Below are 16,264 nucleotides of genomic sequence, written 5' to 3' on the forward strand. Positions count from 1 at the left end.
GCTTTCCGGAGATGTGTCGTGCGAGAGCTGACAGGCGTCTGGCAGAACCTCGAGCCCCGCCGCCGCGTGATCGTGGCCTTGGCGACAGTGGCGATGTTCGCGGCCGTGTTTGCGCTGGCCAAGATGGCAACAAGACCATCGATGGCGCTGCTCTACGCCGGCCTTGATGGGCCACGCGCCGGCGAGGTCCTGACCGCGCTCGATCAGCAAGCCGTCCGTTACGAGGTTCGCGGCACGTCGATCTATGTCGAGTCGCCCCGGCGGGACGGGCTGCGGATGGCGCTTGCCGCCGAGGGCCTGCCGGCCAACAGCGGTGCAGGGTACGAGCTCCTCGATTCGCTCTCGGGGTTCGGCACAACCTCGCAGATGTTCGATGCGGCCTATCTGCGGGCCAAGGAGGGTGAGCTTTCCAGGACGATATCGGCCCTGCCGCAGGTGCGCAGCGCCCGTGTTCACATCGCCGATACGCGTGCCCAAGGTCTCAGAGCGCAGGCAAAGCCATCGGCATCGGTCGCCGTGACAACGGCGAGCGGAGGCATTTCGCCCGCCCATGCCAAGGCGCTGAAGTTCCTCGTCGCCTCGGCGGTGGCGGGACTGTCGCCCGAGGATGTCTCGGTGATCGACGGCGAGGGCGCCCTCGTCGATGCCGGTGAAGAGGCGGCAGGCGCGAGCGGCGATGACCGGGCCGCGGCGCTGCGGCGCAACGTCGAGCGCCTGCTCGAGGCGCGTGTCGGTTACGGCAACGCGGTGGTGGAAGTGGCGGTGGAAACGGTGACGGAGCGGGAGGCCGTTACGGAACGCAAGTTCGATCCCGACAGCCGGGTCGCAATCTCGACCGACACCGAAGAACGCAGCAACTCGGCAAATGACAGCGGGGCGAATGGCGTCACGGTTGCGTCGAACCTGCCCGCCGGGGCCGCCGGCGGTTCGGGCAACTCATCGCAGAGCCAGGCCAGCGAGACCCGGGAGCGGACGAACTTCGAGGTGTCGGAAACGACGCGCGAGATACTGCGTGCCCCCGGCGCGATCCGGCGGCTCACCGTCGCGGTGCTCGTGGATGGTGTCAGCGTGACGGCGGCGGATGGTACCGCGACGGTCGAGCCGAGGACCGAGGACGAGCTTTCGGCGCTGCGGGATCTGGTGGCCGCGGCCGTCGGCTTCGACGAGGCGCGCGGCGATCTCATCACGCTCAAGTCGATGTCATTCGAGCCGCTCGCGGCATCCGCGGATGGCCCCGGCCTGTCCTTCATCGAACGGCTTGGACTGGACATCATGAGTCTCGCCCAGCTTCTCGTCCTGGGGATCGTGAGCCTTGCGCTCGGGCTCTTCGTCCTGAGGCCCATCCTTGCCTCGCGGGCAGCGGGCGCAGACGTGAATGGTGCGGCGCGGCCGGCGCTCGGCGCACCCCTTGGTGCCCCGCCGGCTCTCAGCGGCGTGATCGACGACGGCGAATTCCTCCCGTCCAATCTGCCCGACATTGCCGATCGCATCGCGAGAAGCGGCACGAAGGACGCCCCGGCCGCCGATCCGGTGGAACGTCTCCGCCGGATGATCGCCGACCGCCAGCAGGAAACGGCCGAGATCCTGCGCGGATGGATGGAAGATCCCGAGGAGGAGCGCGCGTGATGCCGCGGCCCTTCCAGCCCGAGGTATTCGAGGTTCCGGGCCGCACCTCGACTGGCGCGGAGCTCGTCCAGCACGACTTGGAAGAGGCGCGGCTCCAGTCCTACGAACAGGGCTACTCCGCGGGCTGGGACGACGCGGTGGCCGCGCAGGATGCAGAGATCGCGCGGCTAAGGGCGGATCTCGGCCGCAATCTCGAAGACCTGTCCTTCACCTATCACGAGGCGCACAGCCATGTGCTGCGGACGCTCGAGCCGCTCTTGCACGACATGGTGACGAAGGTGCTCCCGGCGATCACCCGCGAGTCGCTCGGGCATGTCGTGCTCGACCATCTCAGGCCGCTTGCGAGGGAACTCGCCGGTGCGCCCATCGCGGTGGTGGCGAATCCGGTGAACCGTCCCTTGATCGAGCGGCTCCTGACTGCCGAGGCGGACTTCCCCCTGAGCTTTGCGGACGAGCCCTCGCTGGGCGAGGGACAGGTCTACTTGAAGCTCGGCGAGGCCGAGTCGCGCGTCGACCTCGATGGTGTCATCGCGGCTATCTCGGCGGCTGTGTCCGCCTTCTTCCGCATCGAGAAACAGGAGGAGAGACGCCATGGATGAAGCGGGGATGGAGGCCGTGGACACGAGCCCCTTCACGCAGGTGCCGATCGAGATCACGGTTTCGGTCGGTCGGGCGCGGCCCTTGGTGCGGGACCTCTTGCGGCTCAAGCGGGACGCGGTCCTGCCGCTCGACCGCAAGGTGACGGAACCGGTGGAACTCTACGTCGGCGACCGGTTGATCGCGCGCGGCGAGCTGACCGAGCTCGATGGCGAACAGGCCGGCCAGCTTGCCGTGCGGCTGACCGAAGTTGCCCATATCGAGAGCGGATTCTGAACCATGCGCCTCTGCCTGGCCTCTCTCTTGTACCTGCTCCTCGCGGTCGTGCCTGCCGCGGCGCAGGACCTGTCCCCGGTTCCATCCGGGGCAGGAAGCGGCCTGAGCGGATTCGCCGGGGCGATGCTCTCCGGGGAGACGCTCACCGGGCAGTCGCTGCTCCTCATTACGCTGGTCACCGTCCTGAGCCTCGCGCCGGGCCTAGCCGTGATGGTTACCTGCTTTCCGTTCGTCGTGACGGTGCTGTCGATCCTCCGCCAGGCAATCGGCCTGCAGCAATCACCGCCCAACATGCTGATCGTTTCGCTGGCGCTCTTTCTCACCTGGTTCATCATGGAGCCGGTATTCGCCGAAGCCTGGACACTGGGTGTGGAGCCGCTCCTCGCGGGAGCGCTCGACCTGCCCGAAGCCTTCGAGCGCGGCATCGCCCCGTTCCGTGTCTTCATGGCGGCGCGTATCGACGGCGACACGCTCGCGTCCCTCGCCGCGCTGCGCCCCGGGACTGCCAGCGTCACGGATGCCCAGGGCGCGCCGCTCTCGCTCCTCGTGCCGTCCTTCATGCTGTCCGAGGTCGCCCGCGCCTTCGAGATCGGCTTTCTCCTCTACCTCCCCTTCCTCATCATCGATCTCGTGGTTTCGGCGATCCTCATGTCGATGGGCATGATGATGGTCCCGCCGGCCGTCGTCGCGCTTCCGTTCAAGCTTGCCTTCTTCGTCGTGGCCGACGGATGGTCGCTTGTGTCCGGCGCACTGGTTCGCAGCTACTTCTGAATCCACCGAACCAGCCGAAGAACGGACGTCTGTCGGTCCGGGCGCCGATCGGACTCGGGCGCACCGCGACCCGCCGGATCCGTCGCGGCGTCGACGGACGACCGGACGATGCCCGACATGATTAGGGGCCGTCCCGGGCGCAGCGCTGGTCGCAGGATACCCCCGGGCGGCCCCGGGAACTGCCGTCCGAGGCCGAAGGATGCTGGCGAGGTCCCGCCGTCATCGGAGCGCCCCGCGGATGGTACTCCAGAGCGGCTCGGGCGCGGCGATGATCCCCCGCGCCAGCGGTTCGGGCGCGTTGTAGGCGATCCCGTTGCCGTGGCGGTCGGTGACCCGCGCGCCGGCACGCCGCGCGATGAGGTCGCCCGCGGCGATGTCCCATTCCCAGGTTGGCCGAAGGGAGAGCATCGCGTCAAAGCGGCCCTCCGCGACAAGGCATAGCCGCCAGGCAAGGGATGCGCGGAACTCGCGGCGGAATGGCGGTGCACGCCCCTCCCGCCAGTTCTCCGGCGCAAGGCTGGGCTTCGATGTCAGGAGGGTTGCGCCGGCCGCATCCGTCCGTCCCGAAGCGCGGATCGGCCGGCCGTTGAGCGTGGCCGCATCGGTTTCCGTCGCGGCATAGAGCGCCTGCCTCGCAGGCAGATAGACCACGGCTGCGGTGATCCGTCCCGCATCGGCCACGGCCAGCGAATGCGCGAAGCTCGCGTCGCCCTCGATGAAGGCGCGGGTCCCGTCGATCGGATCGACGATGAAGCTCCGCCCGCGTCCGAGGCGCGCGCGATCGTCGGGCGTTTCCTCCGACAGCCAGCCATAGTCCGGACGGGATGCGCCGAGTTCCGCGTGAAGCATCGCGTTGACGGCGAGGTCGGCTTCAGTTACCGGGCCTGCCCCGCCCGGCTTGTCCCAGATATCGGGCCGCTTTCGCCAGTACCTCAATGCGATTTCGCCCGCCGCCCGTGCGGCCTCGGTCAGGAGCGCAAGGTCACTCGCCGGCAAGGGTGAGACCTTCGACGAGAAGCGAGGGCACTACGTGCGACAGGTGCCCTCGCGCGTCGTTGGCGGGAGTGATCCGCATCAGCATGTCGCGCAGGTTGCCGGCGAGCGTGCATTCGTTGACCGGGTGGGTGATCCGGCCGTTCTCCACCCAGAAGCCGGAGGCGCCACGGGAATAGTCGCCGGTCGTCGGATTGATCGACGCGCCGATCATGGAGGTCACGACAAGCCCCGTGCCCATCGCTTCGATCAGTTGCTCGCGGCTGTGGTCGCCCTGGGTAAGGGCGATGTTGGAGATGGAGGGCGCGGGTGGCGCGGACGGGCCGCGTGCGGCCGAACCGGTGGACTTCAGGCCCAGTTTCCGCGCCGTGCCGAGGTCGAGTGTCCAGCTCTTCAGGATTCCGTCGCGGACGATGTCGCGCGGCGTGGTCGGCAGCCCCTCGGCGTCGAAGGGCCGCGAGGAGGAAACCCGCGGGCGGTGCGGGTTCTCGAAGATCGACAGGCCCCGGGGCAGCACCTCGGCGCCCATCGCATCGCGAAGCCAGGACGATCCGCGCACGATGGCCGAGCCGTTGATCGCCGCCAGAAGGTGCCCGATGAGACCGGAGGCGATTCGTTCGTCAAAGACGACCGGATAGGCTCCTGTCTTGGGCTTGCGTGCGCCGAGCCGTTCCGCCGCACGTTCGCCGGCAAGCCGCCCGATCTCTTCGGCGGAGGGCAGGTCGGACTGGTACGTGCGGCTTTCCGCGGCCCAATCCCGTTCCATCCCCAGCCCCTCTCCGGCGATTGCTACGGCGGATGTCGAGCGTGAGGTGCGGGCATAGCCGCCGGCAAAGCCGTTCGTCGCCGCGATGAAGACGCGCCGGCGCGAATAGCTTGCCGAGGCTGCTTGGCACTGGCTGATGCCGGTCACGGCCAGGGCGGCCGTCTCTGCGCGGCGGGCGTCGTCCTCGAGCTCCGCGGCGCCGGGCTCCGGCGCGTTGTCGGCCAGATCGAGCAGGGCGAGGTCCCAGGCGCGGGCCAGATCCCCCGGCTCGGCGAGGCCGATCGTCGGATCCTCGGGCGCCTCGCGCGCCATGGCCACGGCACGCTCGGCCATCTCGGCCATCGTCCGCGCCGCGACATCCGACGCCGAGACGCAGGCCTGCCGGCGTCCGATGAGCACACGCAGGCCGATTTCGGTGCCTTCGGACCGTTCGGCCTGTTCCAGCGCCCCGCCTCGCACGTCGACTGAGATCGAGCGCCCATCGATCGCGATCGCGTCCGCCGCTTCCGCGCCGGCCTTGCGCGCGGCGGCGAGAAGCGCCTCTGTCAGGGGGGCGAGACGGTCGGGCATGGGGGCTGTCCTGAACGGTTGCGGCTGTTGGGAAGGACCTAGTTGGGTGCGGGGCGTCGCGCAAGGGCACCGGGCCGGTCAGAGGCGCGCCGCCATAGTAACAGCCGCCCGCATCCCGGTGGGCGGCTTTGCCGAAAGACGGACGCCGGTCGCGGCTACTGGATGCGCTGACCGTTGGCGTAGACGCCGCCGTCTTCCTTGAACTCGATCTTCGAGGTTAGCTGGTCCTCTCCGGTCGGCACGGCGAAGAGGCCCATCATCATCCTCGCGCCCATCGCCTGGTCCTCGGGCACGAGACCCATGCCGACGAGCTTGTCGATGAGCGCGTTGCCCCCGACGAGCTGCATGTCCACCGCGCCGAGCGGCTTCGGGGTGCCGGCGGAGTTGTCGAAGGTCATCGCCCCCTTGCCGGTCAGTTCCGCCCCGACGGCCGAAACCTTCAGTTCGCGGATGTCAAGCGACTCAAGCTCGCCCGGGGGGGCGCCCGCGATCGTTTCGGCCTCCTTCGGGTCGAAGATGTTGATCGCCATCTTCGCCGACCCCGCCAGATCGACGATGAGGGTGGCCGGGTCGCGCGGAAGCTGTGAAGTCGGGTCGAACATTGCCCAGAGACCGTCGGAAACCTTGAGGTCGACAAGCTTCACGAGGGCCGAGAAAGGCTCCGCACCGTCGCTCTTGGACACGGGCAACGCGATGTCGAACGCCGTTTCGGCGAGCGACACGTCGATGGGCACCGGAAGCGAGGAGACCTGAAGGGACATGGTCGAATCCTTGCCCGAGCCGCCATAGGCGAGCCCGTCCTTGGACATCTTGAAATGCAGCGTGCCGGCGCCGCCCGTGGACTGGGCATGCATCGTGTCCGCCTCGTCCTTGAAGTCCATGACATAGCCGCCGCCGCTGAAGGCGAAGTTGCCGCTCATGTCGAGTCCGGCCTGAAGCGCCGCATGCATGTCGGCCATGTCCACGCCATCCGGAATGGCCGCGTCGGACGTTCCGCTGAGCCCGGTCAGAGAGCCCGAAGCCGAGAAGTCGCCCTTGCCCTCGGGGTCTTGCGCCGCGACCTCGAAGTCGAGCTTCTCTACCTTCATGTCCGAGACCACCTTGCGGCCCGCGGCGGTCGTCATGCGATAGCTGCCCGAGTTGCCGGTGAGCTTCGCATTGAGCTTCAGCGGCACCTCCGACCCGTCCACCGTCATCCCATCGACAGCGAAGCCCATCTCGGGCGCGGTCAGGTCGTAGGCCGTATCCTCGGGCGTTCCCGACACGATCATCGACAGGCCGGACTGCGTGAACTTCATTCCCATGTCCACGGCTTCGCCGCTTTCGGGCTTGCTCAGCATCCGGATCGGGACCTCTGCCGGCAGCGTGACCTCGACCCGGCCATCGCCCAGTTCCTTCAGCCGGATTTCGGCGAAGGTCGCCGAGAAGGAGCCTTCGGGCACTTCCGAGGCGAAGACCGCATCGGTGACGACCAGCGTGTCGCCCTGCCTTTCCTGCGAACCGGTCGTGACCGCCTGGCCAAGAGCGGCATAGTAATCGGTCATGCCCTTCCAGACGTCGTCCGCCGTCACTTCGGCGAAGAGCGCGGTCGAGCCGAGGAGATAGGCGCAAAGCGCGCCGGAGCCGAGACCAGTCCACTGTTTCATAATCATGCCTGTCTTGTGTCCAAATTCCCCCACAGCATCCGTCGCCGCATGCGAGCGGTCAAGGGCTGCCGGGGGATGGAATTCCACCATCGGCTGCTGTTAGAGGAGACCAATCTGGCGTTTTCATGACGGTGATCCATGATCAGCTTGGAACGGAACGATGGCCTTTGGCGTGTCGTGATCGCGCGTGAGGAGAAGGCGAATTCGCTCACCCGCGCGATGCTGACCGAGCTTGCCGAGATCGCCGAGGCCGCGGGGCGCGAGGGTGCGCGTGCCTTCGTGCTCACCGGACGGGGCAAGGTCTTCTCGGCCGGGGCGGATCTGGACGAGGCGCGGGCCGGGCTGGCCACGGATCCGGTCTGGGAACGCCTTTCGGGCGCCATCGCTGCGCTGCCCTGCCTTTCCGTCGCCGCATTGAACGGCACCTTGGCCGGCGGCGCGTTCGGCATGGTGCTCGCCTGCGATCTCAGGATCGCCGTCGAGGGCGCGAAGTTCTTCTACCCGGTCATGAAACTGGGTTTCCTGCCGCAGCCCTCCGATCCGCGGCGGCTGTCCGCGCTCGTCGGTCCGGCGCGCGCCAAGATGATCCTGATGGCCGGCCAGAAGATCGGCACCGAGGAGGCGCTCTCCTGGGGTCTGATCGATCGGACCGTGCCGGTGGCGGCGCTTGCCGAGACGGTGGGCATGCTCACGGCCGACGCGCTTGGTGCCACACCCGAGCATGTCGCTGCGATCAAGGCACTGCTCTGACCGAGGTCAAAGACCCGAGACGAATTTCAGCCCGATGATCCCCGCAAGAATGAGGCCGATGCAGGCCAGGCGCAGGACATCGGACGGTTCGTTGAACAGAAGGATGCCGAATGCCACCGTGCCGATCGTGCCGATGCCGGTCCAGATCGCATAGGCCGTGCCCATCGGCAGCGTCCTGAGCGCGAGGGCGAGAAAGATCATGCTCGCGATAATGGCGACGGAGGTCAGCAGCGACGGCCAGAATCGCGTGAATCCGTCGGTGTACTTCAGCCCAATGGCCCAGCCGACTTCCATCAAGCCGGCCAGGAACAGATAGAACCACGCCATTCCGTCCTCCGCGCGCAATCGTGCGCAAGCTAGACTGACCTCGTGGGAGCTTCAACGCCCCCGTTGTGGACGCCGCGGGCCTGGTACGCGCGACATGAACCCCGGCGGGCGGTTGGCGATCCAGCGCACGAAGGCGGCGATGCGCGGGTGCGTTCGCAGCGCGTCGATCGTGGAGTAGCTGCGGGCAAGCTCCGTCTCGCTCAGCGCCGCGTGGATCTCCCTGTGGCAGATCGCGTGGAGGAGCACGGTCGCGCCGCCCTTGCCGCCGCGCAGGCGCGGGACGAGATGATGCCGGCTCTGCGCCGCGTCGGCCGGGATGGGCCGGCCGCAGAGGGGACAGATCGGGACGGGCGCCGGCTCTTGTCTCATGCCGGAATTCTTGCCACAGGAAGGAGCGTACTGACAGGGGGCCCGACCGCGCCATGGACAATCCGCCCGACATCGTCGTGAAGGCGCTCGGCTATGCGGAGCAGGCCAAGGCGCTTGCACTCGACTGGGCGACGAGCCCTGCCGCGTGGTCGCAGTTCGCGCTGCTCGTGCTCGCCTGGTTTCTGTCCGTTGCAGTCTCGCGCCGCTTCGGCCCCCGGCTCTCGGCGCTGGTCGCTCCGAAGGACGGTGCCGGGGGTATAGTCGTCGCGGCCCGCCGTTTCGCGCTGCGGTTGCTGCCGCTTCTCCTGCCGCTTCTCGCCTATGGTTTCACCGCGGCGGGCGAGGCGATCACGCGGTCGCTCTTCGGCTCGGGCGCCGTCATCGCCTTCGGCAAGCGGTTGTTCCTTTTCCTCGCCGCGCGGACCTTCGCGCGCGGCATCCTCACGGATCCGTTCCTGCGGCTTCTCGGCCGCTATGTCCTTGTCCCGGTGGCGGCGCTCTACGCGCTTGGCCTTCTCGATCCCGCCATGGCCTGGCTCGAGGCGCAGATGGTCGAGCTTGGAAACATCCGGTTCTCGCTCGCGGCGTTGCTGCGGGGGCTGATCGCCGGCAGCCTGCTCTTCTGGCTCGGGTCCTGGTCGAACCGGCAGAGCGCCGACTACATCAAGGCGCAGCAGGAACTCAGGCCGGCCACGCGCGAACTGGCGGTAAAGGCGGCCGAGGTCGTGATCTTCGGCGCGGCCTTTCTGCTCCTCCTCAACATCATGGGAATCGACCTGACGACCATCGCCGTGCTCGGCGGGGCGCTCGGTGTCGGGATCGGCCTCGGGCTTCAACAGATTGCGGCCAACTTCATCTCGGGGATCATCCTCCTGATCGAGGGGCAGACAACCGTCGGCGACTATGTCGAGCTTGACGGTGGCGAGAAGGGCACCATCGTGAAGATGACCGCCCGCGCCTGCGTGCTCGAGACCTTCGACGGCCGCTGGATCGTCGTCCCGAACGAGCATTTCATCACCACGAGGGTTGTGAACTACTCCGACCAGGGCAGCGCGAACCGCTACGAGGCGCCGTTTTCCGTCAGCTACGACACCGATATCAACATCGTGCCTGACATCATCGTCCGGGCAGTGGAGGCGCTGCCCTTCGTGCTGAAGATGCCCGAGGGGCCGGACTGCGAGCTGAAGGGCTTCGGAGATTCCGGCATCGATTTCGCCGTGGAATACTGGGTCAACGGCATCGACGATGGGCGCAACAAGTATGGGAGCCAGGTCCTCTTCGCGATCTGGAACGCCCTGAAGGCCGAGGGAATCGAAATCCCCTATCCGCACCGGGTGGTCGAGCTGAAGGGCAGGATGCCGGCGTGACCGATGCGCTCGTCATCGGAGCCGGGCCGGCCGGACTGATGGCGGCCGAGGCATTGTCGGCGGCCGGGCGTCAGGTTCTGGTCTGCGAGGCCAAGCCGACCGCGGCACGAAAGTTCCTGATGGCGGGTAAGTCAGGGTTGAACCTGACGAAAGACGAACCGCGCTCCGTCTTCGCCGCGCACTACGACGCCGGCTGGCTTGCGCCGATACTGGACGATTTCGGCCCGGCCGAGCTCATGGATTGGGCGCGAGGTCTCGGGCAGGAGGTCTTCACCGGAACCTCCGGCCGGGTCTTTCCTGTCGCCATGAAGGCGTCCCCGCTCCTGCGTGCCTGGCTCGCCCGACTCGGTGCGGCCGGGGTTGAGCTGCGCACGCGGTGGAGCTGGGACGGGTTCGCCGGTGCCGCCTTCGCCTTCGACACGCCGACGGGGCGGCAGGTCTTGCACCCCGCCGTCACGGTGCTGGCCCTGGGTGGGGCAAGCTGGCCGCGGCTCGGGTCGGATGCGGCCTGGGTCCCGTGGCTGGCCGCCAGGGGTGTGGCAGTCGCGCCCTTCCGGCCGGCGAACATGGGGCTTGGCGTGGAGTGGTCCGACCACATGGCACGGCACTTCGGCTCGCCCGTGAAAGGTGCCGCGCTCGTCGCCGGTGCGCAGCGCGACCGGGGCGAGTTCGTCGTGTCCGCGCGCGGCATCGAGGGCGCCGGCGTCTACGCTGTTTCGCGCGCGGTGCGCGAGGGAGCGGTCCTCACGCTCGACCTCGCGCCCGACCGGAGCCTTGCCGAGGTGGCGGGGCGGCTGGCGAAGGGGCCGGGCAAGGCGTCGGTTCCGAACTGGCTCCGCAAGGCGCTGAAGCTCGACCCGGTGAAGATCGCGCTACTGCAGGAATGGGGGCGACCACTGCCGAAGGGCGACCGCCTTGCCCGGCTGGTCAAGGCCCTGCCGGTCCGCCACACCGGTCCGCGGCCGCTCGCCGAGGCGATTTCCTCGGCCGGAGGAATCCGGCGCGAAAGCCTGACCGACGATCTGGAACTGACGGCCCTGCCCGGCGTCTTCGCGGCGGGCGAGATGCTCGACTGGGAGGCGCCGACCGGCGGCTACCTCTTGACCGCCTGCCTTGCGACGGGCCTTCGGGCCGGCCGCGCGGCGGCGCGTCAGCGCGCCATCGCGCGCTTGTAGGCGGGACGCTGGCGCATCCGGTCGAGGTATTCGGTCAGCCGGTGCTCCACGATCGGGAATTTCGCCGACAGCGCCCAGTTGCCGCAATGGGTCAGGATGATGTCGGGCACCGTCATCATCTCGCCCATCAGGAACGGTCCCTCGCCCATCCGGTGCATCAGCGTCCTTTGCGACCGTTCGAACTCCCACCTCAGGGTGTTCTTGATCGCGGCATGGCGCAGCTCCTCCGGCAGGACGAAGCTGTGCCGCGCCGCCATCCAGAGATTAGCGTCGAATTCGTCCAGCAGGAACTGGGTCAGGCTGTCCTGCCGCGCCCGATCGAGCGTCCCCGCCCGGTGCGTCAGCTTGCCATGCTTGTCGGCGAGGTACTGGATGATCGCCGTCGAATCGGTGATCGGCGTGCCGTCCTCGACGAGCACTGGAACCTTGCCCGCGGGGTTGAAGGCGGTGACCCCCTCCGACCGCGGCGGTGCGGCGACATGCTCGTAAGCCTCGCCGAGTTCCTCGAGCATCCACAAGACCCGCGCGGCGCGGCTGCCGACAGTGCCGATGACGGTGTACATGAGCAGCCCCCCTTGCGAGATCATGGAGCCACGCGCGACCGGCGGGTGCAAGACCCCTAGCGTCGGTTCAGCATGGCAAGGCGGATGAGCGCGCGTTCCATCACCGCCATGGCCGGCGCGCGCGAACTGGAGCGGAGCGTGAGGTCGGTATCGGTCAGGATCCCGATGGCCTTCTCGAGATTGTGCATCCCCCAGCCCTGCGCCTGCCTCAGCATCCGGTCGCGGCGCGGGCCGAAGACGGGCGGACGCATCCGGGCGATGCCCTCGGCCGCTCCGCCGGGGGCGGAGGCCGCCGCATGCAGGGTGCGGAAGTGGCGCATCGCCGCGATGGAGAGCCCCACCGGCGCCACGCCCTGCCCCTCGAGCCGCCGCATCAAAGGCCCCACCTCGCCCGAGCGAGCCTCGGCCACCGCGTTCAGGACGTCGTCCACCTCGGCCTCGATGGTCGCCGGCGCGCAGGCGGCGACATCCGCTGGCGTCAGCGGCGTGGCGTCGCCGAACTTGTAGAGCGCGACCTTTTCCACCGTCTGCCGGAAGTCGCCCGGGTCCAGGTCGCGCGCGAGGGCCAGAAGATCGGTCATCGCCTCGTGCCCGATTTCCCTCAGTCCGGCCCTGGCCAGCACCGCCTCGATCTCCTCGCGGCTCGGCGGGTCGTCGTAGATACCGATGGCATAGGCGTTCGCATGGTCCTCGAACGCCTTGCGGAGTGCGGACGTCTTGCCGAGGTTCCCGGCGGTGACGACGAGCGTGGCGTCCCCTGCCCGCCAGGCCGCGAGCGCGGCCTTGACCGCGTCCGCAGCGCCGTCTGCGGCTTCCTCCACGAAGGCGACGCGGGGGCCCGGGAAGAACCCATGGGCTCGCATCGCATCGTCGAGAAGCGCGGCGTCCTTGCGCAGATCCCCGCCCGCAAGCCGGGTAAGCCGCATCTCGGCCTCGCCCTCGGGTCCGATCAAGGCCGCGATCAGTTCCTGTCGCTTCAGCGCGACGCGCATGGCGTCCGCACCGAAGATGAGCACCCCGGCGCGGTCGGGCTCGGGCCGGGCGAAGAACTTCGCAGCCGCGGTGCCGGCGAGCTTCATCTTCCGTTCCAGGCGGCCGAGGTCGCGATCAGCCGCGTGACGATCTGGTCTGCAAGCAGGCGCATGAGCCGCCGGTGGGCATCGGCCTCCGAGGCCGCCGTGGCGACCGAGGTGCCAAAGGCCGAATGGGCGGTGAAGGAGGCGACCTCGCCAGAGGACAGGACCGTGTCGGTGCCCGCGTCATGAAGCGTGAAGGCGACCGTGCCCAGAAGCTGATAGCGGTTGATCGTGTTGTCCGGCGCGATCGCCTGGGGCTCGGCCTTCGTGGAAATACGGTAGGAAAGCCGGAACTCCGGTGTCCGTGTGCGACCCAGCCGGTCCTCGAGGCGGGCGACGAGATCGAAGGCGTCGCGATCTTGCGGCGCATCGACCGTCACGCGGCTGAGGAGCCCCGCGGCCGGCCCGCCCGGGCCGTAGGCCGGTTCGAACCCGCAGGCTGCGACGGCGCTTGCGGCGAGCAGCGTCAGGAAGGCGCGGCGGTCAGAGGACGACATTGACGATGCGGCCCGGCACGACGATGAGCTTCTTCGGCGCGGCTCCGGCCAGCGCCTTCATCACAGCTTCGTCCGCCAGAACGATCTTTTCAACCTCCGTCGGGGAAAGGTCCTTCGCCACGACGATTTCCGCCCGTCGCTTGCCGTTGATCTGGATCGGCAGCGTCACAGTGTTCTCCACTAGCATCGCCGGATCGGCCTTGGGCCAGGGTGCCCGGGCGACGAGCCCCTCGCCCCCGGTCATTGTCCAGACCTCCTCCGCCAGGTGCGGCACCATCGGCGACATGAGCTGCGCAAGCGTCCGCATCGCCACCCGCTTCGTGGCGGCCGAGGCGTCGGACTTCGCGAAGGTGTTGGTGAACTCGTAGAGCTTGGCGACCGCCTTGTTGAAGGCGAAGCCCTCGATGCCCGCCGTGACGTCGGCGATGGTGCGGTGCAGGGCCTTGAGAAGCGCCTGATCCTGGGCCGTGTCCGTCCCGCCCCTGACGTCGATCTCGGCCGCCAGCCGCCATACCCGCGCGAGATGCTTCTGCGTCGCGTCGGCGCCGGCTGCGGTCCATTCCACGTCGCGCTCGGGCGGGCTGTCGGACATGACGAACCAGCGCGCCGTGTCGGCACCGTAGCGGGCGATGATGTCCATCGGGTCGACGACGTTCTTCTTCGACTTGGACATCTTTGCCGGGGGTCGAACCTCAATGCGTGTATGTGGCCGGGACGTCTGGAAGTTGATTAGGTTCTCCGGGTCTGACCTATCAACGCCCGCAGCCTCCACTTCGGCTCGAAGCAATGCATAGCGGCTGTCTCCGTAAGTGAAGGCAACTACTTCTTCAGGCATCCGATACCGATAGCGAGTCGGGATGTCGGAGTTGATTGGCGAGTGGCCAGGTCGCTCGACACCATCCGCAATATGATAAGGTTCTTCGAATATTTCATGCGTCACCATTCCTTGCGTGAAGAGCGCGTCGAAGGGCTCGACGGCCTTCGCCGGAAGGTGGCCGCAGATATGCATCGCGCGGGCGAAGAAGCGGGAATAGAGCAGGTGCAGGATCGCGTGCTCGATCCCGCCAATGTACTGGTCCACGTTCATCCAGTACTCGGCCTCGGCCAGATCGGTCGGCGTCTTGGCATGGGGTGCGGTGAAGCGGGCGTAGTACCAGGACGAATCGACGAAGGTGTCCATCGTGTCCGTCTCGCGCCGCGCCGGCTTGCCGCAGGCGGGGCAGGGAACGTCGCGCCAGGTCGGATGCCGGTCGAGCGGATTGCCCGGCTGCTCGAAGCTCACGTCGTCGGGCAGGCGGACAGGCAGGTTTTCCTTCTTCTCTGGCACCACGCCACAGCTTTCGCAATGGACAACCGGGATCGGGCAGCCCCAGTAGCGCTGGCGCGACAGACCCCAGTCGCGCAGGCGGTACTTGGTGACGCCGGTGCCGTAGCCATGCGCCTCGGCATGGGCGATGGCGGCGTCGATGGCCTCGTCTCCGGTCGCTTCAGAGAAGGCCGACATATCCAAATGTTTCTTTGGCCCTGGTTGGTGTTCTGTTTGAGTCGTAAGACCGAATGGATTGGGCAAATACTCTACGACTTCGATTTTCCAAGGGATGTAGGGGATACTGCCGATGCAAATAGCTACAGGATTTGACGGGCCGCTGCCCTTGTCGAATGACGCGTACCCAACACCATCGTGCCACAACAGGTCAGGGCGCTCTCCTTCTTCGGAGACGACCTCTTTGTCGCGGGGTTTAAAGGCTGGGATTATTGGCAGCCCATACTTCCGCGCGAAATCGTGGTCGCGCTGATCGTGGCCGGGGCAGCCGAAGATCGCGCCGGTGCCGTAGTCCATGAGGATGAAGTTGGCGATCCAGACCGGGATTTCACAATCGGGATCAACCGGATGGCGCACCTTCAGCCCGGTGTCGAAGCCGAGCTTCTCGGCCGTCTCGATCGCCTCCTCGGTGGTGCCGCCCTTCCTCGCCTCGGCGCAGAAGGCCGCGACCTCGGGCCGCTCCGCCTCCAGCGCGCGGGCGAGCGGATGGTCGGGCGAGATGCCGAGGAACGAGGCGCCCATCAGCGTGTCCGGCCGTGTCGTGTAGACCTCGATCCGGTCCATGCCGGCATGGGGTGCGGTCAGATGCCAGGCCATCTGCAGCCCGCGGCTCTGGCCGATCCAGTTGGCCTGCATCAGCCGCACCTTCTCGGGCCAATCCTTCAGCCCGTCGAGCGCCTCCAGAAGCTCGCCCGCGAAGTCGGAGATGCGGAAGAACCACTGCGTCAGCTCGCGCCGCTCCACCTCCGCGCCCGAGCGCCAGCCCTTGCCGTCGATCACCTGTTCGTTGGCCAGCACGGTCATGTCCACCGGGTCCCAGTTCACCACCGCGGCCTTGCGGTAGACGAGCCCCTTTTCCATGAAGTCGATGAACATCGACTGCTGCTGGCCGTAATATTCCGGGTCGCAGGTGGCGAATTCGCGGCTCCAGTCGATGGAGAGGCCAAGGGGCTTCATCTGGTCGCGCATCTGCGCGATGTTGCCGTAGGTCCAGTCCTTCGGATGGCCGCCGCGTTCCATCGCCGCGTTCTCGGCCGGCATCCCGAAGGCGTCCCAGCCCATCGGGTGCAACACGCTGAATCCGCAGGAGGATTTGTAGCGCGCCACGACGTCGCCCATAGTGTAGTTGCGCACATGGCCGATATGGATGCGACCCGACGGGTAGGGGAACATCTCCAGCACGTAGTACTTCGGTCGCGCCGGATCATGCCGGGCCGTGAAGCAGCCGGCCGCCTCCCAGGCCTTCTGCCACTTGGGTTCGATCTCGGCGGGGTCGTAGCGCGACATGTCTGTCCTCGGCGTTCTGTCGGGCCGGTTATACAATCGCGGCAGGCGAGGTCCAGAGTTTCCCT

At 67.6% G+C, this 16,264-nt stretch carries 16 protein-coding genes; 7 read left to right on the top strand and 9 right to left on the bottom strand.

What is annotated here, in order from left to right; translation table 11 throughout:
• The first annotated feature begins 18 nt into the window (after window positions 1-18).
• Genes fliF through fliP form a run of 4 tightly spaced genes read left to right on the top strand, consistent with a single transcriptional unit; the run spans window position 19 to window position 3,270 of the window.
• On the top strand, window positions 19-1,626 hold the full coding sequence (gene fliF / locus F9K34_RS03380) for a flagellar basal-body MS-ring/collar protein FliF (protein ID WP_291335374.1): 1,608 nt from the start codon (window positions 19-21) through the stop codon (window positions 1,624-1,626).
• Window positions 1,626-2,225, top strand: a complete 600-nt coding sequence (locus tag F9K34_RS03385) for a flagellar biosynthesis protein (protein ID WP_291335376.1) — start codon at window positions 1,626-1,628, stop codon at window positions 2,223-2,225. Before fliF ends, F9K34_RS03385 begins: the two co-directional genes overlap by 1 nt.
• Window positions 2,218-2,499 (top strand): FliM/FliN family flagellar motor switch protein, encoded by a 282-nt coding sequence (locus F9K34_RS03390; RefSeq protein ID WP_436405705.1) that lies wholly within the window; start codon window positions 2,218-2,220, stop codon window positions 2,497-2,499. Before F9K34_RS03385 ends, F9K34_RS03390 begins: the two co-directional genes overlap by 8 nt.
• Window positions 2,500-2,502: 3 nt before the next feature.
• Entirely contained in the window at window positions 2,503-3,270 is a 768-nt protein-coding gene (gene fliP / locus F9K34_RS03395) for a flagellar type III secretion system pore protein FliP (RefSeq protein WP_291335377.1), read from the top strand.
• Window positions 3,271-3,489: 219 nt separating this feature from the next.
• Here the strand turns inward: fliP and F9K34_RS03400 are convergent, their stop codons facing one another.
• From F9K34_RS03400 to F9K34_RS03410, 3 genes are all read right to left on the bottom strand, one after another.
• Window positions 3,490-4,266, bottom strand: coding sequence for a 3'(2'),5'-bisphosphate nucleotidase CysQ (locus F9K34_RS03400; protein ID WP_291335378.1), 777 nt, complete (start codon window positions 4,264-4,266; stop codon window positions 3,490-3,492).
• Window positions 4,253-5,599 (bottom strand): TldD/PmbA family protein, encoded by a 1,347-nt coding sequence (locus F9K34_RS03405; RefSeq protein ID WP_291335380.1) that lies wholly within the window; start codon window positions 5,597-5,599, stop codon window positions 4,253-4,255. Before F9K34_RS03405 ends, F9K34_RS03400 begins: the two co-directional genes overlap by 14 nt.
• Before the next feature lie 155 nt (window positions 5,600-5,754).
• Window positions 5,755-7,245, bottom strand: coding sequence for a DUF2125 domain-containing protein (locus F9K34_RS03410; protein ID WP_291335381.1), 1,491 nt, complete (start codon window positions 7,243-7,245; stop codon window positions 5,755-5,757).
• A gap of 138 nt (window positions 7,246-7,383) precedes the next feature.
• Here F9K34_RS03410 and F9K34_RS03415 point away from each other — a divergent pair, with 138 nt between their 5' ends.
• On the top strand, window positions 7,384-7,995 hold the full coding sequence (locus tag F9K34_RS03415) for an enoyl-CoA hydratase/isomerase family protein (RefSeq protein ID WP_291335382.1): 612 nt from the start codon (window positions 7,384-7,386) through the stop codon (window positions 7,993-7,995).
• 6 nt (window positions 7,996-8,001) lie between these two features.
• Here the strand turns inward: F9K34_RS03415 and sugE are convergent, their stop codons facing one another.
• Together sugE and F9K34_RS03425 are read right to left on the bottom strand one after the other, a co-directional pair.
• Window positions 8,002-8,322, bottom strand: a complete 321-nt coding sequence (gene sugE / locus F9K34_RS03420; RefSeq protein ID WP_291335383.1) for a quaternary ammonium compound efflux SMR transporter SugE — start codon at window positions 8,320-8,322, stop codon at window positions 8,002-8,004.
• Between the two features lie 51 nt (window positions 8,323-8,373).
• Window positions 8,374-8,691, bottom strand: coding sequence for an HNH endonuclease (locus tag F9K34_RS03425; protein ID WP_291335385.1), 318 nt, complete (start codon window positions 8,689-8,691; stop codon window positions 8,374-8,376).
• A gap of 53 nt (window positions 8,692-8,744) precedes the next feature.
• On the opposite strand from F9K34_RS03425, the gene F9K34_RS03430 reads away from it, so the two are divergent.
• Entirely contained in the window at window positions 8,745-10,058 is a 1,314-nt protein-coding gene (locus F9K34_RS03430; RefSeq protein WP_291335387.1) for a mechanosensitive ion channel family protein, read from the top strand.
• Window positions 10,055-11,233: a TIGR03862 family flavoprotein gene (locus tag F9K34_RS03435; protein WP_291335389.1), complete on the top strand. Its 1,179-nt coding sequence runs from the start codon at window positions 10,055-10,057 to the stop codon at window positions 11,231-11,233. Before F9K34_RS03430 ends, F9K34_RS03435 begins: the two co-directional genes overlap by 4 nt.
• Here the strand turns inward: F9K34_RS03435 and F9K34_RS03440 are convergent.
• From F9K34_RS03440 to F9K34_RS03455, 4 genes are read right to left on the bottom strand one after another with little or no spacing between them, the layout of a single operon-like run.
• Entirely contained in the window at window positions 11,209-11,796 is a 588-nt protein-coding gene (locus F9K34_RS03440; protein WP_291335390.1) for a glutathione S-transferase family protein, read from the bottom strand. The genes F9K34_RS03435 and F9K34_RS03440 overlap by 25 nt on opposite strands.
• Window positions 11,797-11,852: 56 nt before the next feature.
• Window positions 11,853-12,875, bottom strand: coding sequence for a DNA polymerase III subunit delta (gene holA / locus F9K34_RS03445; RefSeq protein WP_291335392.1), 1,023 nt, complete (start codon window positions 12,873-12,875; stop codon window positions 11,853-11,855).
• On the bottom strand, window positions 12,872-13,369 hold the full coding sequence (lptE, locus tag F9K34_RS03450) for an LPS assembly lipoprotein LptE (protein ID WP_291335394.1): 498 nt from the start codon (window positions 13,367-13,369) through the stop codon (window positions 12,872-12,874). The genes holA and lptE overlap by 4 nt, the downstream gene beginning before the upstream one ends.
• Window positions 13,356-16,199 (bottom strand): leucine--tRNA ligase, encoded by a 2,844-nt coding sequence (locus tag F9K34_RS03455; protein WP_291335396.1) that lies wholly within the window; start codon window positions 16,197-16,199, stop codon window positions 13,356-13,358. The genes lptE and F9K34_RS03455 overlap by 14 nt, the downstream gene beginning before the upstream one ends.
• Between the last annotated feature and the right edge of the window lie 65 nt (window positions 16,200-16,264).

It is taken from the genome of Albidovulum sp., from assembly GCF_008933605.1.
Lineage (GTDB): Bacteria > Pseudomonadota > Alphaproteobacteria > Rhodobacterales > Rhodobacteraceae > Albidovulum.